At 34.7% G+C, this 22,299-nt stretch carries 19 protein-coding genes and 2 pseudogenes; 12 read left to right on the forward strand and 9 right to left on the reverse strand.

Annotated features, from left to right (window positions below; translation table 11 throughout):
* Window positions 1-106: 106 nt before the first annotated feature.
* From lpxB to AB4865_RS02810, 5 genes are all read right to left on the reverse strand, one after another.
* A complete protein-coding gene (lpxB, locus tag AB4865_RS02790) occupies window positions 107-1,222 on the reverse strand; it encodes a lipid-A-disaccharide synthase (RefSeq protein ID WP_372474213.1) in 1,116 nt (371 codons plus the stop codon).
* 169 nt (window positions 1,223-1,391) lie between these two features.
* On the reverse strand, window positions 1,392-2,798 hold the full coding sequence (gene aspA / locus AB4865_RS02795; RefSeq protein WP_372474214.1) for an aspartate ammonia-lyase: 1,407 nt from the start codon (window positions 2,796-2,798) through the stop codon (window positions 1,392-1,394).
* A 92-nt stretch (window positions 2,799-2,890) separates the two neighbouring features.
* Window positions 2,891-3,430, reverse strand: coding sequence for a hypothetical protein (locus AB4865_RS02800; RefSeq protein ID WP_372474215.1), 540 nt, complete (start codon window positions 3,428-3,430; stop codon window positions 2,891-2,893).
* A 78-nt stretch (window positions 3,431-3,508) separates the two neighbouring features.
* Complete coding sequence (locus tag AB4865_RS02805; protein WP_372474216.1) at window positions 3,509-5,410, reverse strand: amidophosphoribosyltransferase; 1,902 nt, start codon at window positions 5,408-5,410, stop codon at window positions 3,509-3,511.
* A 23-nt stretch (window positions 5,411-5,433) separates the two neighbouring features.
* The gene (locus tag AB4865_RS02810; RefSeq protein WP_372474217.1) at window positions 5,434-6,345 is read right to left on the reverse strand and encodes a PfkB family carbohydrate kinase; all 912 of its coding nucleotides are present in this window, start codon (window positions 6,343-6,345) and stop codon (window positions 5,434-5,436) included.
* 233 nt (window positions 6,346-6,578) lie between these two features.
* Between AB4865_RS02810 and AB4865_RS02815 the strand changes: the two genes are divergently transcribed.
* The 3 genes from AB4865_RS02815 (at window position 6,579) to AB4865_RS02825 (ending at window position 10,830) form a co-directional block, all read left to right on the forward strand.
* Window positions 6,579-7,475, forward strand: a complete 897-nt coding sequence (locus AB4865_RS02815) for a hypothetical protein (RefSeq protein WP_372474218.1) — start codon at window positions 6,579-6,581, stop codon at window positions 7,473-7,475.
* Between the two features lie 26 nt (window positions 7,476-7,501).
* The gene (locus AB4865_RS02820) at window positions 7,502-8,167 is read left to right on the forward strand and encodes a hypothetical protein (protein WP_372474219.1); all 666 of its coding nucleotides are present in this window, start codon (window positions 7,502-7,504) and stop codon (window positions 8,165-8,167) included.
* 119 nt (window positions 8,168-8,286) lie between these two features.
* Complete coding sequence (locus AB4865_RS02825; RefSeq protein WP_372474220.1) at window positions 8,287-10,830, forward strand: tol-pal system YbgF family protein; 2,544 nt, start codon at window positions 8,287-8,289, stop codon at window positions 10,828-10,830.
* A gap of 75 nt (window positions 10,831-10,905) precedes the next feature.
* Here AB4865_RS02825 and AB4865_RS02830 read toward each other — a convergent pair.
* Both AB4865_RS02830 and AB4865_RS02835 read right to left on the reverse strand, forming a co-directional pair.
* Window positions 10,906-11,386 (reverse strand): annotated as a pseudogene (locus tag AB4865_RS02830) (transposase); the annotation flags it as partial.
* Between the two features lie 160 nt (window positions 11,387-11,546).
* A complete protein-coding gene (locus tag AB4865_RS02835) occupies window positions 11,547-12,062 on the reverse strand; it encodes a DUF805 domain-containing protein (protein ID WP_372474221.1) in 516 nt (171 codons plus the stop codon).
* Between the two features lie 319 nt (window positions 12,063-12,381).
* Between AB4865_RS02835 and AB4865_RS02840 the strand changes: the two genes are divergently transcribed.
* The 7 genes and pseudogenes from AB4865_RS02840 to atpG all read left to right on the forward strand — a co-directional run.
* A complete protein-coding gene (locus tag AB4865_RS02840) occupies window positions 12,382-12,777 on the forward strand; it encodes a hypothetical protein (protein ID WP_372474222.1) in 396 nt (131 codons plus the stop codon).
* Window positions 12,778-12,866: 89 nt separating this feature from the next.
* Complete coding sequence (gene atpB / locus AB4865_RS02845) at window positions 12,867-13,964, forward strand: F0F1 ATP synthase subunit A (RefSeq protein ID WP_372474223.1); 1,098 nt, start codon at window positions 12,867-12,869, stop codon at window positions 13,962-13,964.
* A gap of 57 nt (window positions 13,965-14,021) precedes the next feature.
* Window positions 14,022-14,216 carry an ATP synthase F0 subunit C gene (atpE, locus tag AB4865_RS02850; RefSeq protein ID WP_372474224.1) on the forward strand — a complete coding sequence of 65 codons (195 nt, stop codon included), beginning with the start codon at window positions 14,022-14,024 and terminating at the stop codon, window positions 14,214-14,216.
* A gap of 396 nt (window positions 14,217-14,612) precedes the next feature.
* Window positions 14,613-15,113: a F0F1 ATP synthase subunit B gene (locus tag AB4865_RS02855; RefSeq protein ID WP_372474225.1), complete on the forward strand. Its 501-nt coding sequence runs from the start codon at window positions 14,613-14,615 to the stop codon at window positions 15,111-15,113.
* 10 nt (window positions 15,114-15,123) lie between these two features.
* A complete protein-coding gene (gene atpH, locus AB4865_RS02860; RefSeq protein WP_372474226.1) occupies window positions 15,124-15,657 on the forward strand; it encodes an ATP synthase F1 subunit delta in 534 nt (177 codons plus the stop codon).
* Between the two features lie 42 nt (window positions 15,658-15,699).
* On the forward strand, window positions 15,700-17,274 hold the full coding sequence (atpA, locus tag AB4865_RS02865) for a F0F1 ATP synthase subunit alpha (RefSeq protein WP_372474227.1): 1,575 nt from the start codon (window positions 15,700-15,702) through the stop codon (window positions 17,272-17,274).
* Between the two features lie 142 nt (window positions 17,275-17,416).
* Window positions 17,417-18,271 (forward strand): annotated as a pseudogene (atpG, locus tag AB4865_RS02870) (ATP synthase F1 subunit gamma); the annotation flags it as partial.
* Window positions 18,272-18,327: 56 nt separating this feature from the next.
* Here the strand turns inward: atpG and AB4865_RS02875 are convergent.
* Window positions 18,328-19,647: an HTTM domain-containing protein gene (locus AB4865_RS02875; RefSeq protein WP_372474229.1), complete on the reverse strand. Its 1,320-nt coding sequence runs from the start codon at window positions 19,645-19,647 to the stop codon at window positions 18,328-18,330.
* A gap of 357 nt (window positions 19,648-20,004) precedes the next feature.
* Between AB4865_RS02875 and AB4865_RS02880 the strand changes: the two genes are divergently transcribed.
* A complete protein-coding gene (locus AB4865_RS02880) occupies window positions 20,005-20,268 on the forward strand; it encodes a hypothetical protein (RefSeq protein WP_372474230.1) in 264 nt (87 codons plus the stop codon).
* An 85-nt stretch (window positions 20,269-20,353) separates the two neighbouring features.
* Window positions 20,354-20,914: a hypothetical protein gene (locus AB4865_RS02885; RefSeq protein WP_372474231.1), complete on the forward strand. Its 561-nt coding sequence runs from the start codon at window positions 20,354-20,356 to the stop codon at window positions 20,912-20,914.
* Window positions 20,915-21,262: 348 nt separating this feature from the next.
* Here the strand turns inward: AB4865_RS02885 and AB4865_RS02890 are convergent, their stop codons facing one another.
* Entirely contained in the window at window positions 21,263-22,201 is a 939-nt protein-coding gene (locus tag AB4865_RS02890; RefSeq protein ID WP_372474232.1) for a bifunctional riboflavin kinase/FAD synthetase, read from the reverse strand.
* Window positions 22,202-22,299 lie beyond the last annotated feature (98 nt).

The following is a 22,299-nucleotide window of genomic DNA, read 5'->3' on the forward strand; positions in this document are numbered from 1 at the left end:
TTTATAAGTTAATCTTGATTCTCTATGTGAGGTCTTTCCTCAAAAAAAGTTGTTTTTTCAAACAACAATCGCAAATATAATTAAAATAGTCAAGACAACTAAATAATTAGTTGTTTTTTAACGAGTGAATAATGTTGATAACTCGCTCAGACGCTCCTCTTCCTTCGAGTTTTTTCCATAGTTTATCGTAGTTTTCGAGGATTTCTTTTCTTTTTGGGTTGTTGATAACTTTTTCAAACTCTTTTTTCAATGTGGTTGGGTTGCATTCGGACTGTATCAATTCTTTAACAACCTCTTTGTCCATAATAAGATTGACCAAAGAAATGTATTTTAGCGTAATGATCCGCTTGGCTATTTGATACGAAATTTCGTTTCCTTTGTACACCACAATCTGTGGAATTCTAAATAGTGCGGTTTCTAAAGTTGCCGTCCCAGAGGTTACAATTGCTGCATAACTATTATTGAGCAAATTATAGGTGTCGTTGGATACAAAATGTACCGAATCATTAGTCAAAAAGGGTTCGTAAAAAGTTTTTGGCAAACTGGGTGCTCCTGCAATTACAAATTGATATTCAGGAAAATGCTGCGGTATGGTCAGCATAGTTTCCAATAGTTTTTTGATTTCTTGTTTTCTACTTCCGGGCAATAACGCCACAATCGGACGCTCATCCAATTGATGTTTTATACGAAAATCTTCGGTTTCTTTGGTACGGAAATTTTCGATGGCATCAATCAATGGATGTCCGACATAATGCACGGGATATTGGTGTTTGTTTTCGTAAAAATCTTTCTCAAACGGTAATATCACATACATTTGATTGATGTTTCTTTTGATGTCTTTGATGCGATTTTCTTTCCATGCCCATATCTGAGGCGAAATATAATAATGGGTGTCAAATCCTTGTTTTTTGGCCCATTTGGCGATTTGCATATTAAATCCTGGGTAATCGATAAAAATCAACACATCGGGTCGAAATTGTAAAATATCTTTTTTACAAAACGCAATGTTTTTCAATATTGTACGCAGATTGGCTACGACCTCGATAAAACCCATAAAGGCTAAATCTTTGTAGTGTTTGACTAATCTACCGCCTACTTTTTGCATCAAATCTCCACCCCAAAAGCGTACTTCGGCAGTGGGGGCTTTTTTGTAGAGGGCTTTCATTAGATTGGAACCGTGAAGGTCACCTGAGGCTTCGCCTGCTATGATGTAATATTTCATTTAGTTGTTTTTTGCCACGAATTACACGAATTTTCACAGATTATTTTAATTACTCTAATTAGCTACTTTGTTTTTATTTAGTCATGAATCGAGGACTTGCCCCATTTCGATAGTTATCGGAGCTCCGTAGAAAAACAAAAAATTATTGTGTTAAAATAAATCACTAATCTTATAAGTTTTCCTCAGTAGGGCCGAGCATATTTTTTGGGTTGAGAATTTCGTCCAATTGTTCTTTGCTCAACAATTTGTGGTCGAGTACCAATTGATACACACTTCCACCAGTTTCCAAGGCTTCTTTTGCGATTTTTGTCGAGTTTTTGTATCCAATATGCGGATTGAGAGCTGTAACGATACCGATGCTGTTTTCTACTTCGTTTTTTAGATGTTTTTTGTTGGCAGTGATACCGTCGATACATTCTACTCGTAGCGTATGCAAGCCGTTGGTCAATAAGTTGATAGATTCAAACAAAGAAAGAGCAATGACAGGCTCCATTACATTGAGTTGCAATTGTCCTGCTTCCGAAGCCATCATGATTGTTGTGTCGTTACCAATAACTTTAAAGCAAATCTGATTGACAACTTCTGGAATCACTGGGTTTACTTTTCCTGGCATAATTGACGAACCTGGTTGTTTGGCTGGTAAGTTTATTTCAAACAATCCTGCTCTTGGTCCTGACGAAAGCAAACGCAAATCGTTGCATATTTTAGACAATTTGATAGACAGCTGTTTCAATGCAGACGAATAGTGTACAAACGCACTCGTGTCTGAAGTTGCTTCTACAAGGTCTTCGGCGAGTCTTACAGGTTCGTTGAGGATAAAAGCGATGCGTTCGGTACACAGGTTGGCATAGCCTGGAGTGGCGTTGAGTCCCGTTCCGATGGCAGTTGCTCCCATATTGATTTCCAAAAAGTTTTGCGAGGCTTGTTGTAAATGTGCAATTTCTTTTCTCAAGGTTTTTGCAAACGCACGAAACTCTTGACCCAAAGTCATAGGTACGGCATCTTGTAGTTGCGTACGCCCCATTTTGATAACATCGATAAATTCGGATGCTTTTCTATCAAAGGCAAAAAACAATTTTTCCAATGCTTCTATCAAAGCTTTATTTTTTTGAAACAAAGCCAATTTCAATGCCGATGGATAGGCATCGTTGGTAGATTGCGAAAGATTTATATGGTCGTTTGGCGAACAGAAGTTGTAGGCACCTTTTTCGTGACCTAAATATTCCAACGCACGATTGGCGATGACTTCGTTTGTATTCATATTGGTCGAAGTACCCGCTCCGCCTTGAAACAAATCTACCGGAAAGTGAGCGTCTAAGGTACCCTCGATTACATCGAGACATGCTTTTTCGATAGCGGTAAAAATTTCTTTGTCCAAAATACCCAAAGCAAAATTTGCCTGAGCCGCTCCGAGTTTTACCACGCCGAGAGCTTTGATAAATTCGCGTTCGTCTGAAAGTTTATGTTTAGAAATTTTAAAATTTTCCAATGCTCTTAAGGTTTGCACACCGTAATATACCTCATTTGAAATAGATTTTTCACCAAGTAAATCGCTTTCCACTCGAAAAGTTTCCATAATTGTATTTTTTTATAGTTTTAAAAGCACTAAGGTAAAGTATTTTTTTTGAAAATAAAAAACCAGCAACGGAATAGTTGCTGGTTTGGACCTTATTCTTCAGTATGTTCCTTAAACACAATAGTAAAAATTCTATATTCGGTTTGGTTGGTGAGGTAGTTGAATACAGGTTTTAAAATGGTCAAAGAAAACTCTGTTGGAGATAGTTTTGTAAGTGATAAAAGTCGTGTTCCATCGCTAAATTCTTCTCTATAACTCAAATCTCCGTTGTGGTTTAAACGGTGAGAATATTCCCTTTTTTCTATCGTACCGTTGTGTGTTGGTTGGGATTCTGTGTAGCTTTTTGGCAAAGTTACATTTAATATAGGAGAAAATTCGCCTTGATAGATAGGTTGGATAATTTCGCAATCTGGTGTGCGAGGATTGGTAAAATAGTGCCCTGCTTCCAATTCTTCCATAATATTGGTGCTTCCGATTCCATCGTTGTTTAAATCCATGGGGTCGTTAAAGATTAAATCAAATGATTTGATAGTGTAAAATACTTTTTTGCTGTGATAGATGGTTGTTTCCGTTTCTTTTTCACAAGAAAAAAACATTGGGATTGCCAATAAGCTAAACAGTAATTTTTTCATGAGTATTTGTTTCTTTGTTATAAATGTTTTGTGCAAATATATAAAAAAGACAGTCACAAAAGACTGTCTTTTTTATGATTAATACGCTCTATCGTTTTTACCCTCTACAAAGTTCATAAAGGCACGGTTTACTACTCTGTTTCCTCCTGCGGTTGGATAATTTCCTGTAAAATACCAATCTCCTAAATTGTCTGGACAAGAAAGGTGAAGATTTTCTACCGTTTGGAAAATGATTTTCAAATCGGCTTTTACCGTATCTGGATGCAACATTTCACTGATTTTATCGGCAATTTGCTCGTCTGTAAATGGTGCGTAAATCTCTTTTACATAGTTTGTAACCTCTGCATCTGGAAGATTTTCTTCTGCTTTACATTTTTGATATACTTCGTCTATCAAATGATATAGATTGTTTTCTTTCAACAATTCCAAAGTTGCATTGAAGGCAATCAAAGTATCCATTTTTGCCATGTCAATTCCATAGCAATCTGGGTAGCGAATTTGCGGTGCAGACGATACCACTACAATTTTCTTTGGATTTAATCGGTCGAGCATTTTTACAATTGATTTTTTCAATGTAGTACCTCTTACAATACTGTCGTCGATTACTACCAATGTGTCCGTAGGCTTTACCACACCGTAAGTTACATCATATACATGCTCTACCATATCGTCGCGGTTGTCGTCGTCGGTGATGAAAGTACGCAATTTGGCATCTTTTATCGTAATTTTTTCCGAACGAATGGTTTTTGACAAGATAGACTGTAATTTTTCTGGAGTCAAACTGTCTTTTTCAGCCAAGATTTTCTCTTGTTTTTGTTGGTTTAAAATGTCTTGAGCACCTTCTACCATACCAAAATAAGAAACCTCTGCTGTATTTGGAATGTATGAGAAAACGGTATTTTCCAAATCGTGGTTGATTTCATCTAAAATCATAGGCATCATAGTTTTACCCAATTGCTTACGCTCTTGATAGATAGATGCGTCGTTTCCTCTGCTGAAATAAATTCTTTCAAACGAACAAGCCTTTCTTTCCAAAGGTTCGTTGATTTGTTCAAACGAAACATTTCCATTTTTTTTGATGATAATCGCTTTTCCAGGATCTAATTCTTTGATTTCGTCAAAAGGAACATTGAAAGCTGTTTGAATGACCGGTCTTTCTGAAGAAACCACTACGATTTCATCATTTTCAAAATAAAAAGCTGGACGAATACCTGCAGGGTCTCTCATTACGAAAGCATCTCCATGACCGAGCATTCCTGCCATTGCATATCCACCGTCCCAGTTTTTAGATGCTCTACGCAAAATACGAGCAATGTCCAATCGTTCGCAGATGATAGGCGTGGCGTCTTTTTTAGACACGCCCTCGTTATCTCTAAGGTGTAGGTACAAGTTTTCGATTTCGTCGTCTAAGAAGTGTCCGATTTTTTCCATTACCGTCACTGTATCTACCATTTCTTTTGGATGTTGCCCCAAGCGAATCAAATCTTGAAACAAATCTTTTACATTGGTCAGGTTAAAGTTTCCTGCAACGATAAGGTTTCTCGCCATCCAGTTGTTTTGACGCAAAAACGGATGTACACTTTCGATGCTATTTTTTCCGAAAGTACCGTAGCGAACATGCCCTAAAAATACTTCACCCAAATAAGGCATTTGTACTTTCAACGCTTCCATATCGTTGGCAAGTTCTGGATATTCTTTCAGTTCTTGATTGATACGCCCATTGATTTGAGAAAAGATGTCTTGAATAGGCGAAGGCTTATTGGAACGGGCACGACTGATGTATCGTTGTCCCGGTTGCATATCGAGTTTCACACTTGCCAATCCAGCACCGTCCTGACCACGGTTGTGTTGTTTTTCCATCAAGAGGTACATTTTCTGAATGGCATAAAATGCAGTTCCGTATTTTTCTTTATAGAAAGATAGCGGTTTTTTAAGTCGTAAAAGTGCTATACCGCACTCGTGTTTGATAGCATCGCTCATAATATCGTGTGTTGTTTGTTTTATTAGAAATGTGATAATTTTTTAAATTCTTGCAATCGTTGGTCGATTTGTTTTTTGGAAAGATTGACAAGATTGTCTGTGCCAAATTTTTCAACGCAAAACGAAGCCATATTCGAACCGTGAATCAAAGCTTTTTTCATGGTGTCAAAATTGTAAACATCTTGCTCTGTCAAATAGGCTGCAAAACCACCCGCAAACGAATCTCCCGCACCTGTTGGGTCAAAAACTTCTTCCAATGGTAAAGCCGGAGCAAAAAACACTTCTTCTTTGTGGAAAAGCAACGCACCGTGTTCACCTTTTTTGATGATGACAAATTTAGGTCCCATATCGGCAATCATTTTGGCAGTTTTTCTCAGCGAATATTCACCAGACAATTGTCGAGCCTCTTCGTCGTTGATAGTGATTACATCTACCAATTGCAAAGCCTCTTTCAACTCGGCAAGGCTGTTGTCCATCCAAAAATTCATCGTATCGAGGAGAATCAATTTTGGTCGGCGACTCATCTGATTGACTACGCTGATTTGAATCGATGGGTGAAGATTACCTAAAAGTAAAACATCCGCGTCTTTGAAATTTTCTGGAACCACAGGCGAAAAATCTGCTAATACATTGAGTTGAGTTTCCAAAGTATCGCGCGAGTTGAGGTTGTTGTGGTAGCGACCTTTCCAGAAAAAAGTTTTTCCGTCGGCGATGGTTTCCACTCCCGTCAAATCGATGTTTTTGTTTTGTAAAAGCGTGAAATATTCTTTAGGAAAGTCGTTTCCTACTACCGAAACTATACCGTTTAAGGTTTGAAAATACGAAGCAGACAGACCTATATACGAGGCAGAACCTCCCAATATTTTGTCTGTTTTGCCAAAAGGAGTTTCTATTGCATCAAAAGCAACAGTTCCTACTATTAAAAGCTTATTCATTTTGAATGTTTGAAATAGGGAGCAAATTTACAAAAAAATAGTGAATGCCAACTATTGAATGGAATTTAAAGGTGAAAAAAGTTGTAGAGTAAAAAATTATTGTTTAGCTTTGCATTGAATTCTTTGGAAAAGTTTATTGTTTTTTATAGATATTCAAAAGTATGTAATTTTTAACTATTAATTGTATACATTTTAATTTCAAAAAAGCAAGTGTTGCCTTTTCTTGGGATCCAATGAATGGTGCAGAATCAAATATTGGATATCTTTTTAATGAAAGCCAATATTTGGCAAATTCAATTGATAATTTAACTACTACTTATACTATTGTTGAGAAAGTTAATGATGACTATGCTTGTAGCAAACCAACTTTAATTATTAGACCTATTTCTAATGATGATAATCTTGTAGAAAGCTTTATTTTAACTGATACAAGTCATAATTTTACAATTCCTCCATTTTATCAATTTCAACCAGAATGGCAAAAACAAGGATGGTCTGGTTTTTTAACATTTAATATTGATTATAGAAAAGTACAAGATGAAGATATATTAAAAGTGACTATTCCAAGGATTAGACTTACTGATTATTACTCAACTATTTTTGCACCAACAACAATTTCAATAATTAAAGCAAGTCCAAATTTAATTATTGATGATAATAGTAATTTAATATTTCCTTTATCATCACATTCAAATTTGTTAGTTAGTGAATTAGATATAAAAAGGAAAAAGATTAGAAATAAAGAATGGATTGATGTTAATATACTTTGGGATGATGATTGGAATATGCATGAAGGAGAACAAGCGTTTATTTTAGTTTCTCACCATACTTTTGGAGGAAGCATAAGTGTAAATGGAAGTGTGAAGTTAGGTTGGAACTCTACAACTAAGAAACCAACAGCAGATCCGAATTTAAATGTAAGTTTTGATATGTCATTAGGTAAAAGAAGAGAGTTGAGATACAATAATAATGTGTCAAGGAGATCTCTTTTAACACATATAGTAAATGATTCAGGGGCTGGAGTGTTTGCTGAAGGGAAAGTCAAATATACTGTTAGAACAGCAGGTGCTTTAGAATATTATTTTAAACCTCATTTAACAAAAAATGTTACAGAAAGAATAATAAAATAATTAATAGAAAAGTAATAATAATAGCGTTGTTTTCGATTTTAAACTTATCGAAAACCTTTGCACAAGAGAATCATAAATTTTCTGTGAGTAATGTAACTACAAGACCTTCAACTGAAGATTTATTATTTAATGGATGGGAGTTTGAATACGATTATTCTATAACTGATAGACTTTCACTATCATTAAATATGCAATTTGATAGATTTAATAGTTTTCCAAAATATGCCAATAAAGCTGGAGCCATCAACGCTTTTCAAATTGATAGAGAAAATTTTATTAATGGTGTTGCAAAAGATTTGACATTAGGAAATCCATGGGTAAAAGGTAGCCAGAATATTTATACGGTAAATGCAAATTATTCAATCGTGAAAAATGAAAAAAGTAATTTGTATGTAACAGCAGGAGCTGGTGCCAATGTTCAAGATGTATTGGAATATGGTTTGTCGGAAATTGTCAAAGATGCTGACGGTTCTGTAAAAAGTTTTAAAGATTATACTTCGCATTATACAACTATTCTTTGGGTTGCACAAGCAGGTTTAGGGTATGAATATACTATCAAAAATAATTGGTTATTAGGAGCAAATCTTAGATATCAATTTCCTGTATCAAAAGATGAATATTTGTTTTCAATAGGAGGAATAAATTTCAATGAACTATTTAAAATAGGTGTAAAGATAGGTAAGAGATTTTAATCGAAACTATAGTAAAGCTGTTCACAACATGTATGAACAGCTTTTTTCATTAAATAAAAACATTTTCCAATTTAAACAAAAATTCCTACTTTTACATCTTTGAAATAAAACAGAGTATCTTGAAAAATCGTCATATTAAAAAACTTGCTTTCGGATTGGTAGCATTGATAGCCATCGCATGTTCTACCGAAAAAACGAGTCTTGCCAATCGCAAGTACCACGCAACTACTACCAAGTACAATATTTTGTACAATGGTGATGTGTCCTATAATCGCGGGATACAGATGATTCAGAAAAAATACAAAGACAACTTTCAAGAAATCCTTACCGTAGAGCAAATGCGTCAGGACGAAGACGCCGTAATCATTGCCGACAAGCAAGACAAAAATCCTCATTTTCAAAAAGCGGAAGAAAAAGCCATCAAAGCGACACAATTGCACTCGATGTATGTGGGTGGAAAGGAATACAATCCGCAAATCGATCAAGCCTATATGTTGTTAGGAAAATCTCGTTATCACGATTTGAGATTTTTACCAGCGATTGAGGCATTTAACTACATTATCATGAAATATCCCGACAGTGAGGTGTATTATGATGCGATTTTGTGGCGAGAAAAGACCAATCTAAAGATGAAATACAACGATTTGGCGGTGTCAAACATCAAAAAGTTGTTGAAAAACAAGGATGTAAGCAAAGAAGTAAAATCTGAGGCTTTGGCAACATTGGCTCAAGGATACATCAATTTGCAATATTTAGATTCGGCAAAAATCCCGTTGAAAGAGGCAATCGAATTGACCAACGACAACGAAAAACAAGCAAGATATACCTATATTTTAGGGCAGCTAAACGCCAAAACTGATGCAAAAGATGAGGCGTTTCAAAATTTTCAAGATGTAATCGACTTTAATCGTAAAGCACCACGAGCTTTGGTAATCAATGCACATGCAGCGAGATTTCAAAATCAAGACTTTCATACCATAGACACAGCGGCATTTACCAAAGAACATTTGTCCTTGCTCAACGATCGTGAAAATAGACCCTATGCCGATGTGATTTTTCATCAAATTGGTGCGATGAACGACAAGGCAGACAACCTAAAAGCGGCTGTAAAAAACTACAACCAATCGCTAAAAGTAGGAAAAGACAACAACTCGCTAAAATATCAGAATTATGCCAATATGGCAGCAATGTATTATCGCTATAAAAAGTTTGAAACAGCGGGAATCTACTACGATAGTACTATGTTGTATATAAATCCCAATTCAAAGGAATATCTCACGGTAAAACGCAAGAGAAACAACCTGGTTGATATTGTAAAATATGAAAAAATAGCTCGAGAAAACGACAGTTTACTGTTTTTGATAGGAATGGAAGATGCTGAAAGACGCACTTATTTGCAAGCTCAACTCGATGAAAAACGCCGTTTGGATGAAGAGAAAGAAGCAAAGGCAAAAGCGGCTTCGTCAAAAGGAAAATCCAAGGTAAATACAGCAGCTGTAGTAGTACAGAGTTCGTCTTTTTACTTTTATTCAGACAAGGCGTTGAACAAAGGAAAAGAAGACTTTAAGAAGAAATACGGAAACCGACCATTGGCAGACAATTGGCGTTGGGCAAGTCGTGTACAATCTACACAAATGGCAGAAACAACTACTACAGAACCAGCTAAAGGGACAAAAGTAGAAGATACTTACAATCCGCGAGATATGCGATACAATGCCGATTTCTTTTTGGCACAATTGCCTACGGATATCAAAGATATTCTCAAGCTAAAAGAAGAGCGAGATGATGCGTACTATCAATTGGGATTGTTGTATTCAGACAAGTTGGAAGAGTATGATGTTGCGATCAACAAATACGAAACTTTGCTTACTTTTATTCCAAAAGTAGATTTGGAACAGGCAACTTATTATCAATTGTATAAATTGTATAAAAATCGTCATCCAGAACAAGCACAACGCATTTTGGACAAAATGATGAATACTTATCCAAATTCGAAATACACCAAAATTATGGTCAATCCAAATGCGGATATTTCGGAAGATGGAAATCAAAACAACAGTTACGAATCTATCTATAAATTGTACGAAAAAGGTCATTTTGTGGAGGCGTTACAACAATTGGACGAAGCCATTCCTTTGGTATTCAACGATCAGTTGATAGGAAAATACGAATTGCTCCGAGCGATTGTAGCTGGAAAACTCTATGGATTGGAAGAGTATAAAAAATCGTTGCAACATGTAGCAACCAGTTATCCAAATACAAACGAAGGAAAAGAAGCACAACGCATATTGAGTAGCGAATTGCCAAAACTTCAGAAAATGGAGTTTAAAAACGATTTGACGCGTAACTTAAAAATGGTTTACGAAGTCCATTATCCATTGGATGCCGAGGGCAAAAAGCTAAAAGAATCTTTGGAAAGATATGCCAATGAGCGAGGACATACTGGCGTGTATTTTTCGGCAGATATTTACAGTCCAGAAAAAATGTTTTTGGTGTTGCATGGTATCCGTTCCGGTAACCTGGCAAAATCAGCACAAATCTATTTACAAGTAGAGAAGGAATACGGCATCAAACAACAGCCGCATTTGGTGAGTTCGCACGATTATGCCTTGATATTAATCAAGAAAAACTGGACGGAGTATCTCAAGAAGAGAGCGGAGTAGAGTTAAGGCTTTCTCGTATTTATTCGTGACACTATCCCCCAAAGTGTGTAAGTTAAAAAAGTTAGGCTTGAGTTTTTATAACTTGAGCCTTTCTGCAAATATAAGCATAAATTGATTAAGAATGATATCCCTATTTTGGATTGGCATACTCCATTTTTTGGTTGCCTCTCAAAGCCAAGAAAACCGATTTTTGGACGGCTTTATCCGTAGGGAATGACATCTTGTTTTTAGTGTATTTTCTAATCTTACCATTCAGATTCTCAATGAGATTAGTTGTGTATATAATTTTTCTTATTTCCAAAGGGAAATCAAAAAACACAGTCAATTCGTCCCATTTATTGTACCAAGATTTTATTGCATATCCGTATTTTGACTCCCATTTTTTAGCAAAATCCTCCAAGGCAGCTTTGGCAGCTTCCTTATTAGGAGCCGTATAAATATGCTTCATATCGGTTGTAAATTCTTTTTTATCTTTATAAACGACATATTTACAAGTATTTATAATCTGATGAACCACGCATATTTGAGTTTGTGATTGCGGAAAAACAGAGTGTAAAAACTTCACCTTCTTTAAACGACTTATAAAATTCTTTGTACTTGTTTGATGTATTGTAAACTATCTTTTTGAGCTTCTTTGTTATTGTTTGTTTTTTTTTTTTTGTAGATGTTTCCTGCTATGAGGAAAGATGTTTTCCAAGTGGATTTGTGTAAATATTCTATATCGAAGACTGTTTCATCAGTGAGTTCGTTGTTTTTTTTTGTATTGTTTTTTCTGTTTTTGTGGGAATTTCTGTGTAGGTAACTGCTGTTGCAAGTATATTTGCTGGAGGTAGACCGTATTTGTTTATATGTTCGTACCCTTTTTTGAATAGTAGATACAGCATAAATATTGAGGGAATTAATATTAAAAGTGAGACGCTTTCATTTTGTGTTGTAACTGCTAAAACAACTGTTGCTACTAATGGGGTTAACCAAATAAGTACATACACACGGTTTAAGTTTGAATCGTGTAGTCTTTTTATGATTTGTACGAGTATGAAATAAAATTGAAATATACCTACGAATCCATTGATTATAGTATATGTACTTTCTGAGATATTTGGAATATGAGATACTATGTCTATTATTGAAATAGCTATGTTTATTAAAATGCATAAAAAGAAGTCTAATCGACCGATTCTTTCATTGGCCAAAAGTAAGGGGTATTTTTTTGTTGCTACTGTTTCTGTCATAATTTATCTTTTATATGTAAAAAAACATTTTATTTATAAATTTTAATGGGGGGGGTAGAGTTAAGATTATGTTAAAAGAATGGTGAATTATGATTTTTAGTAAAACTTAAATTTATTATTTCTGCTTTTTTCTGCAGAAAGATGTAACCAATGTTTCAAAAATCAGCACTTATAATTCAAAATAAATTTCTCTTCCCTATCTTTGTAAAAAAATATGAATTAGCTTCACGCTGATTTTTTATTATATGCGTTACGCTTATTTTAGCGATTTCCGATAACTATCGGAACTAAGTGGTAAAAAAATATAAAAATAAAAACAATGAAAAACAAAACCCTATCGTTTAGCATACAAGCGATTGTTTATTTCGTGATACTTTTTGTGGTGCACTTTCTTATAGTACAGGTATTTGAACAAACTGCTTTGTGGCAGCAATCGTCGTACAGTTTGTTGCAAATCTATTTTTTCACGGCATTGACTACCTTGTTATTTACAATTTGTATCACCGTTGCCGAAAAATTTATCGCTCATCAACTCGGATTTGTCTTTCTTATATTGCTAACATTGAAATTGGTCGGACATTATTTCTTTATCAATCCTGTCTTGGAAATGGGAGACGAGCAGTTGTTTATCCGATACAATTATTTGATAATCTTTTTATTGTCAATAGGTTTTGATGCGTTTGTAGCGTACAAATTATTAAATGATAAAAAATAATAAAAAATAAAGCGATAAATGAATGAGTGTATTAAATAATTCTTTATTTTTGCACGAAATTTACGAACCGTAATATTTAGAAGGAAGATATGTTAACTCTAAAAAAATCATTTCAATTATTAGCAGCCATTCTTTTTGTTTTGACTACCTTTACAGTAAAAGCAGGTGGAGCAGAAGGAGAGGAGAGAAAAGATCCTGCATCTCAGGAGTTTGTTAGTGAGTTTATCGACCATCACTTGATGGACGATCACTACTATTCTTTTTATGGTGATGGATTTACAGGAAAACATTATGGATTTGGACTTCCAGTGATTTTGTTCGACGGAGGTTTGAAAGTGTTTATGTCTGACGAAGATTTCGTTTATAAAGGAAAAGTAAAAGAAATCGACGGGAATTACTATAAATACGACCACGGAAAAATCTACAAAACAGATGCTGAAGGTACTATTTCGTATGACGAACACCACCACCCAACAAACGAAAAACCATTTGATTTTTCAATCACTAAAAATGTATTTGGATTGCTGTTGGCTTCCGTATTGTTGTTTTTAGGTTTCACATCTTTAGCAAAAACATATAAAGGTTCGCCAAACAACTTGCCAAAAGGTTTTGCTCGTGCATTAGAACCATTGGTAATCTATGTGCGTGACGAAATGGCAAGACCAAACATCGGAGATAAAAAATACAAAAAATTCATGCCGTACTTATTGTCGGTGTTTTTCCTAATCTTCTTGTTGAACTTGTTGGGATTGACACCACTTGGGTTGAATGTTACAGGTAATATCTCTGTTACAGTAGCCTTGGCATTGTTTACATTTTTATATACCAACTTGAGTGCAAACGCAGATTACTGGAAACACATCTTTTGGATGCCAGGGGTGCCAGTACCTATGAAAATCGTTTTGGCTCCAATCGAGGTGTTGGGTATGTTTACAAAACCATTCTCATTGTTGATTCGTTTGTTTGCAAACATCACAGCAGGACACTCGGTAGTAATGGGATTGATTGCAGTAGCTTTTGTAATGAAACAATCATTGGGTACAGGAGGAGCAGCAGGAGTATCGTTCTTATTGACCACATTCTTGACATTCCTTGAAATCCTTGTAGCATTCTTACAAGCGTTTATCTTTACAATGTTGTCTTCATTGTTTATCGGTTCAGCGGTACAAGACCACGACCACCATTAAGATTTAGAAAAAAATAGAGAATAAAAATTTTGTTTAATTATATTTAATTTATTTATTATGACAATTCCAACTATCATTGGTGCTGGTATGATCGTAATCGGAGCAGGTTACGGTTTAGGTAAAATCGGATCTTCTGCAATGGACGCAATCGCTCGTCAACCAGAAGCAGCAGGTAAAATCCAAACTGCGATGATCATCATCGGAGCATTATTGGAAGGTTTGGCATTCGGTGCTTTAATCTTAGGAAAGTAATTTTTCAACAAAAAGCAATATCTGTAACGGTTGGTTACAGATATTGTTTGATTAAACAAAATCAGGCGTCAGTAAAATTTTGTGAATAGATTCACGCTGATTTTTTATAATCCTCTTTACGCTTACTTTTTATTTAAGTAGATAACGCAGATAATATTGATTGCGTTGATTATTTTTTTGATTTATCAAAAAAAAAACATCTGTGATATTCTGCTTTAGACGGTAGGTCCAATAATTTCTTAGTGCTGTTTTTACAATTGCATTTTAAGAAAAAAAACAATCTACGAAAATTTGCGTAATCTGCTTGAGAAAAAATCAACGAGTTATTTCACATTAATTTTTTGTATCGCCATCAAAATTAAAACGAGAACAAACAAATTAATTAGAATATAAAAAATGGAAAAGTTAATAAACGATTTTAGTGCAGGATTGTTTTTATGGCAAATCATTATCTTGTGCGTAATTATTTTCGTATTAGGAAAATTTGCATGGAAGCCAATCGTAAACGCTTTAGAAGAGCGTGAAGCTGGTATCGCAGACGCTTTGGCAGCTGCTGAAAATGCAAAAAGAGAAATGGCAAACTTGAAAGCAAGCAACGAGAAATTATTAATCGAAGCAAGAGCTGAAAGAGATGCTATGTTGAAAGAAGCGAAAGAAGTAAAAGAAAAAATGATTTCAGAAGCTAAAGAAGAGGCTCAAGCAGCCGGAGCTCAAATGATTGCACAAGCACAAGCAACTATCGAAAACGAGAAAAACTTGGCTATGGCAGAAATTAAAAACCAAGTTTCAACACTTTCGATAGAAATTGCAGAAAAATTGTTGAAAAATCAATTGACAGACCAATCAGCTCAAGAGCAATTGGTAGGAAAATTATTAGACGAAATCAAATTAAACTAATACTTGCGTTATGACAGGAACAAGAGCAGCCTTACGATATGCCAAAGCAATTCTTGATGTGTCCAACGCAAACAGCAAAGCAGAGGTAGTAAATGACGATATGAAACAAATCTTCTCTACTATCGCTGAAAGCAACGAATTGAAAACTTTCTTGGAAAATCCAACCATCAAAGGAGAAAACAAAGTTGCTGCATTAAAGGAAATCTTTACAACTGCTAGCGAAGACACGCAAAAATTGTTTGCCCTTTTACTACAAAACAACCGAATCGAATTGTTGTTGCCAATTGCATCACAATACACAGCATTGTACGACGAGTTGAAAGGAAAACAAATAGCCTATATCACTACTGCTACACCATTGACACCAGCATTGGAAAGCAAAGTAATGGCAAAAGTAAAAGAACTTTCAAATAAAGAAGTTACGATTGTAAACGAAATCGATCCGTCTATCATCGGAGGATTTATAATCAGAATCAACGATCAACAGTACAACGCTTCTTTGTTGAATCAATTGACAAAACTGAAAAGAGAATTTAATAACTAATACAACCACGCAATTCCAAAGCGTGATAAAATAAAATACAAGATGGCAGAAATTAAACCTGCTGAGATTTCAGCAATTCTAAAGAAACAGTTATCTAATTTTGGAGCAGATACTTCTATCGAAGAAGTAGGTACCGTTTTAGAAATCGGAGACGGTATTGCTCGTGTTCATGGATTGACTAACGCTCAATACGGTGAGTTGGTTCAATTCGAAAATGGATTGGAAGCAATGGTTCAAAACCTTGAAGAAGACAATGTAGGTATCGTATTGTTCGGACCTTCATCTCAAATTACAGAGGGAGCTATTGTAAAACGCACAGGAAGAATCGCTTCTTTGAAAGTAGGTGAGCAAATGCTTGGGCGTGTTGTAGATACTTTGGGTAACCCAATCGACGGTAAAGGTCCTATCGGTGGTGAATTGTACGAAATGCCAATCGAGCGTAAAGCACCAGGAGTTATCTTCCGTCAGCCAGTTACTGAACCATTACAAACAGGTATCAAAGCGGTAGATGCTATGATTCCAGTTGGTCGTGGACAAAGAGAGCTTGTAATCGGTGACCGTCAAACGGGTAAAACTACAGTTTGTATCGATACAATCTTGAACCAAAAAGAATTTTACGATGCTGGAAAACCAGTATTCTGTATCTATGTAGCAGTAGGACAAAAAGCATCTACTGTTGCTAATATTGCAAAAACATTAGAAGAAAAAGGAGCTTTGGCTTATACAATCATCGTTGCTGCAAATGCGTCTGACCCTGCTCCAATGCAAGTTTATGCCCCAATGGCTGGTGCAGCTATCGGAGAGTATTTCCGTGACACAGGGCGTCCTGCTTTGATTGTTTATGATGATTTGTCAAAACAAGCGGTTGCTTACCGTGAGATGTCATTGATTCTTCGTCGTCCACCAGGTCGTGAGGCGTATCCTGGGGATGTATTCTACTTGCACTCTCGTTTGTTAGAGCGTGCTGCAAAAGTAATCGGAGACGATGAAATCGCTAAAAACATGAACGACTTGCCAGAGTCTTTGAAACCAATCGTAAAAGGTGGTGGATCGTTGACTGCATTGCCAATCATCGAAACACAAGCGGGAGATGTATCTGCTTATATCCCAACGAATGTGATTTCAATTACAGACGGACAGATTTTCTTAGAGTCAGACTTGTTCAACTCAGGGGTTCGTCCAGCGATCAATGTGGGTATCTCTGTGTCTCGTGTAGGAGGTAACGCACAAATCAAATCAATGAAAAAAGTATCAGGTACTTTGAAGTTAGACCAAGCTCAATACCGCGAGTTGGAAGCGTTTGCTAAATTTGGTTCTGACCTTGATGCTGCTACTATGAATGTAATCGAAAAAGGTAAGAGAAATGTTGAGATTTTGAAACAATCTGTAAACGATCCTTACAAAGTAGAAGACCAAGTAGCAATCATCTACGCAGGTTCTAAAAACTTGTTGAGAAATGTACCTGTAAACAAAGTAAAAGAGTTTGAAAAAGACTTCTTGCAAGTGTTGAACTTGTCTCACAAAGATACTTTGAATGCATTGAAAGCAGGAAACTTGTCTGACGAGGCTACTGCAACATTGGAAAAAGTAGCTAAAGAAGTAGCTTCAAAATACTAATTAAGTAAAAGTATATAGAAACCTAATGTCATTCAGATTGAAACGATAGTGGAAGGAAGAATCTTTTATAGACATTGTAAGAGATTCTCCCTTTATTTGAAAGACAAAGTAAAGTTTCTAACCTATAAAAATACTTTCAAAAATGGCAAATCTTAAAGAAATTAGAAATAGAATCAATTCCGTATCATCTACTATGCAGATTACTTCTGCAATGAAGATGGTATCTGCGGCAAAGTTGAAAAAAGCACAAGATGCGATTACAGCGATGCGTCCGTATGCAGAAAAATTGACAGAATTGATTCAAAACATCAGTGCTACTTTGGAAGAAGGAGATGCTACAAGCGTATATTCAGATCAAAGAGAGGTAAACAAAGTATTGGTAGTAGTGGTAACATCAAACCGTGGACTTTGTGGTGCTTTCAATACCAATGTAATCAAAGCATCTACTCAATTGATCAATGAGAAGTATTCCGGAAAACAAGTAGATGTATTGACAATAGGTAAAAAAGGAAACGATATTTTATCGAAGTCTTGCAGTATTTTTGACAACAAAAGCGAATTGTTTGACGACCTTACATTCGACAATGTATCAAAAGTAGCTCAATCGATAATGGACACCTTTGTTGCTGGAAAATACGATAGAGTAGAGTTGGTGTACAACCAATTTAAAAACGCTGCAACACAAATCGTAATGAAAGAGCAATTCTTGCCATTACAACCTATTGAGAAAAAAGAAAACGCTGGTGCTGTAGATTATATCTACGAGCCAGGAAAAGAGGAAATCATCGTAAGTTTGATTCCAGCTTCATTAAAAACACAGTTGTTCAAAGCAGTTTTAGATTCAAACGCTGCAGAACACGGAGCTCGTATGACAGCAATGCATAAAGCGACGGACAATGCGAAAGATTTGAGAGATCAATTAAAATTGACTTACAACAAAGCCCGTCAAGCTGCAATTACCAACGAAATTTTGGAAATTGTAGGGGGAGCAGAAGCTTTTGAAAAACAACTAATCAAATATAAAAAACCAACCGCAAGGTTGGTTTTTTTGTTTTATTGTTTTACAATTTCAATCCAGTCTTCGTGTTTGTACCAATGCCATTTTGCCTCAGCCAAATCCACTTTAGGATTGATAGTTTGAGTATAAAAAGTATTATTTACCGCAACTCCACTGTTTACACAATAGATTTCTACTTGTTTACCTTCTTTAGTATAATAATCTTTGATTTTTTGAGCCATTTGCCAAATGACATCAGGTGAATTCAAGCGATTTCTTTGTTTTTGATTTAGCAATTTTCCATTGTCAAAAAACGAAGTGTTTCCACTTTCTTTATCAATGATTTTAAATTGAGCTTCTCCACTGCGACTTCTCAGCATCATACGCCAAGCCAAGCGATGCCCTTCTTCAGTTTCCAAAACATTTCCTTTGATTGCCCAATGACGCAAAGGCAATAAAAATTGAAGGATAATAAATGGTGTAAACACATAATAAAGCATTTTTTTATACACCTTATGATTGATTTGCTCGATAGAAATATCCTCGATTTTCAATTTTCTAAAAAAGAACGAACGTATTTGTTCAGGTGGAAAAAAGAAAATGCTCATTGCCAAACTGAAATAGGGAAACACGCCAATTTGCAGCGTTATGGAATTGAAAATATGAAAAATCAACGAAGCGATTATCGCCCATTTACGCGTGCGTTTGTACAACAAAGCAGGAATAATCAAGCCATCGAAACAAATGCCCATATAAGCAATAAAATAGGCAAAATATTCGTGTTTGAAAATAAAGTGTGAAAACTCTGGAAAATTTATCGATTGAAACATATTTTTTGTAACCGTTCCATCGAGCCAATCGGAATAAAATTTAGCAATTGTAGCATATCCATACACAAAACTCATCATTACGATAAAAATCGTCAACATCCATTGAGGGCAAGTAAAGGCTTTGATTTTTGGATTTAATTTTGCGTCTATAGAAGTATGTGCATTGGCAGGTAGAAAGCACATAATAAAGGTAAACAACCACATGAGATAGTAATGATTGTTGTATGAAGTTTTCTGTCCGAAATAAATCATTCCCCACAAAATGCATAGGGATATCATACTAATACGGTATTTATAACCCATAATTATGTTGAAAGAACATATTGCCATCAATCCAAAGACAATGTATGCATAATTGGAATCGGCAAGAAATTCTAACCATTCAAACCCCATAAAAGTAAAATTGGTCTGTACACTTGCAAAATTGTCGGTAATCCATCCCGTGATAAACGAACCCACACTTTCGCATAAAAACACCAATCCAAAAAAGATACGAAACAACACCAATGTAGCGTTGTCAACAGGTTTGTTTAATTTATCCCACATATACTTTTTTTGTAAAATCTCCAAAAAGTAAAAATAAGATTTTTAAATGTGTTTTGCAATTACTTTTTTAATATTTTGAAAAAAGTTATTTGTCTATGTCGAACCATTTCGTTAGGTTTCCGAAATTTATTAGCTTACATAGATTGAAATATTACCTATTTGTTACTAATTCATCCAATGCGGTTTTTTACAACTCATCCAATCATTTTTCCATATTTTTTTTACATTTGGGATCTTCTTCCAATAGTTGAAATATATTATGTGTTTTATATTCTTTACAAACAAAATATTTACATATATTTGCATACAATTTATTAATTTTATAACCAAATAAAACAAAAAATTATTTTTGCAGGAATGTTATTCTTGTCTTTAGTTACTATTTCTTGTGACAGTGAACAGCTTGACAATGTAGCTACAACAACTGAAAATTCAGTTATAGGTAAAAAACGAGAGTTTAATTATACAAATGATGAAATATTAAAAATTTCTTCAATATTATTGTCTGATGAAACTCTTGATGATTTTGCTAATAAAAAAAGCTTGATTATTAATGAATTAGGAGAGGTGAAAAAACAAAAAGAACGGTTGGTTTTTTACAAATGGAAGCGATTCTTATAAACCACAAGGTTATCCAACAGATTTTTCAATTTACAGAATGATAAGTATAGCACCTAATTAAGAATGTTAATTAAATAGTAATAGTATGAAAAAATTATTTTTATTCATAATTGCATCGTTATTACTTTTTTCTTGTAAAGACGATATGACAATTTCAAATAGTCCGTCAATTGTAACTTTAAAAGTTTTCAAAGATGGTGTTGATATAAGTTATCAAACTGATGATTATAAAGACAATGTTTTGGCTGGAACATTGAAAATTGAAATAGTTCCTGAAATAGGAGAACCTTTTTCAATTACTTCAGACTCTACTTCTTATAACATTTTTGCTGTAATGCAATTGCCTTTATTAGGAAATGTTGGATATGTTTGTAATGAACCTAACTGTAGAAAATATTTTAGCGATATAGAACCTGAAGTTTTCACAATGATTGTGAAAAATAATGAACAAGAGTTGTTCAACAAAAAACTAAAAATTCAGTACAAAGAAGGTAATCCTTTTCCAAATATTGTAGAAGTTTCTGTATGGAATTTTTCAACTGAAGAATGGGAAAAATATCGTTCAAGCAAATTGCCTATTTTAGATGATTACGGTAATTCTACAGGCTACGAATTACAGATTCCTTTGTGGGAAGATAATTATTAAAAACAAAAAGACTGTGTGTAAGCTGTTTACCACAGTCTTTTTTTTCGTTCTAAAAATAATATTGTGTTATTTTCTAATCGCCAATGTCATTTTTTATAATTTTGTTCCTATGGTACTATTTAACAAGGTGGGTTTTATGAAAATTACAAACGGCAAAGAATACATTCAAATATTGGAACAAATCAATGAAATAATGAAAAAAGGATAAAAAAATGTATCATTTTCTGAATTAGAAATAGTACTATCATTGACAAAAAAAAACAAGAATATGAGTCGCAATTCATTTTTTAATCATTTATTGTCAGATAACAAAACTACTACCTTGTTTTGTTGTAAAAATTAGATTGCTTAGAATGAGCGTTTTTTTACAATATTCTTTGTTTGTTCTCTATCCTTATTCAACTGAGCAATCAACTCATCCAAAGAATTGAATTTTTCTTCCTCTCTTAGAAAATCAATCAGTTCAACTGTGATTTTTTCTCCGTAAATATCTTCCGAAAAATCCAAAAGATGTACTTCGATGTTCAATATGTGGGCATCATTAACGGTAGGGTTGTTGCCAATATTCATCATTCCCCAAACTTCTTTATCAGAAATCAATGTTTTTACCACATAAGCTCCTTTTTTGGGGATGAGTTTGTAGTTTTCAGCCAAAGAAATATTAGCAGTTGGAAATCCAATCATTCTGCCCAATTGCTTTCCTTTTACCACCGGACCTGTCAGTGAATAATTACTTCCTAAATACTCATTCGCTACTTTTACATTTCCTTCCAACAACGCCTTTCTAATTTTTGTAGAACTAATAGATACTTCGTCTATTTCCTGAGCTGTAATTTGCTCTACATCAAAACGGTATTTATTTCCCAAGCGAATTAAATCAAAAATATCGGCACTGCGATTATTTCCAAATCTGTGGTCGTAACCAATGATGATTTTTCTGATATTGAAATGTTTTACCAAAACCTGTTCAACAAATTCCTCGGCTGTCAATTCCGAAAAATCTTTGGTAAATTCTTGAATGACCAAATGTTGTACGCCAATTTCTTCCAACAATTTTGATTTTTCTTCGATGGTATTGAGCAAAAAAATAGGTTCGTTTTGGTTCAAAACCATACGCGGATGCGGAAAAAAAGTGAGCACCACGCTTTCCAAGTGGTTGTTGGCAGTGTCTTGTGTGAGTCTTTTCAATATGGAGCGATGTCCCAAATGCACGCCGTCGAAGGAACCAAGCGTAACGACTGTACCTTTTTGAGCCGAAAGTTCTTTATATGAATTGTATTTTTTCAAGTGAATTAAATGTTTTTTGTGAAATTTTTTGTTAAAAAAAGCTGTAGCTGTAAAAGTATTATTTACTTTTGAAAATAGAAAATAAAAAAGTAAAAAAT

The organism is Capnocytophaga sp. ARDL2 (genome assembly GCF_041530365.1).
GTDB lineage: Bacteria > Bacteroidota > Bacteroidia > Flavobacteriales > Flavobacteriaceae > Flavobacterium.

What these genes read in the sequence shown, in the direction of transcription:
- lpxB (WP_372474213.1), bottom strand. Translation starts at nt 1,222, where the DNA reads ATGAAATATTACATCATAGCAGGCGAAGCCTCAGGTGACCTTCACGGT.
- aspA (WP_372474214.1), bottom strand. Translation starts at nt 2,798, where the DNA reads ATGGAAACTTTTCGAGTGGAAAGCGATTTACTTGGTGAAAAATCTATT.
- AB4865_RS02800 (WP_372474215.1), bottom strand. Translation starts at nt 3,430, where the DNA reads ATGAAAAAATTACTGTTTAGCTTATTGGCAATCCCAATGTTTTTTTCT.
- AB4865_RS02805 (WP_372474216.1), bottom strand. Translation starts at nt 5,410, where the DNA reads ATGAGCGATGCTATCAAACACGAGTGCGGTATAGCACTTTTACGACTT.
- AB4865_RS02810 (WP_372474217.1), bottom strand. Translation starts at nt 6,345, where the DNA reads ATGAATAAGCTTTTAATAGTAGGAACTGTTGCTTTTGATGCAATAGAA.
- AB4865_RS02815 (WP_372474218.1), top strand. Translation starts at nt 6,579, where the DNA reads ATGAATGGTGCAGAATCAAATATTGGATATCTTTTTAATGAAAGCCAA.
- AB4865_RS02835 (WP_372474221.1), bottom strand. Translation starts at nt 12,062, where the DNA reads ATGACAGAAACAGTAGCAACAAAAAAATACCCCTTACTTTTGGCCAAT.
- AB4865_RS02840 (WP_372474222.1), top strand. Translation starts at nt 12,382, where the DNA reads ATGAAAAACAAAACCCTATCGTTTAGCATACAAGCGATTGTTTATTTC.
- atpB (WP_372474223.1), top strand. Translation starts at nt 12,867, where the DNA reads ATGTTAACTCTAAAAAAATCATTTCAATTATTAGCAGCCATTCTTTTT.
- atpE (WP_372474224.1), top strand. Translation starts at nt 14,022, where the DNA reads ATGACAATTCCAACTATCATTGGTGCTGGTATGATCGTAATCGGAGCA.
- AB4865_RS02855 (WP_372474225.1), top strand. Translation starts at nt 14,613, where the DNA reads ATGGAAAAGTTAATAAACGATTTTAGTGCAGGATTGTTTTTATGGCAA.
- atpH (WP_372474226.1), top strand. Translation starts at nt 15,124, where the DNA reads ATGACAGGAACAAGAGCAGCCTTACGATATGCCAAAGCAATTCTTGAT.
- atpA (WP_372474227.1), top strand. Translation starts at nt 15,700, where the DNA reads ATGGCAGAAATTAAACCTGCTGAGATTTCAGCAATTCTAAAGAAACAG.
- AB4865_RS02875 (WP_372474229.1), bottom strand. Translation starts at nt 19,647, where the DNA reads ATGTGGGATAAATTAAACAAACCTGTTGACAACGCTACATTGGTGTTG.
- AB4865_RS02880 (WP_372474230.1), top strand. Translation starts at nt 20,005, where the DNA reads ATGTTATTCTTGTCTTTAGTTACTATTTCTTGTGACAGTGAACAGCTT.
- AB4865_RS02885 (WP_372474231.1), top strand. Translation starts at nt 20,354, where the DNA reads ATGAAAAAATTATTTTTATTCATAATTGCATCGTTATTACTTTTTTCT.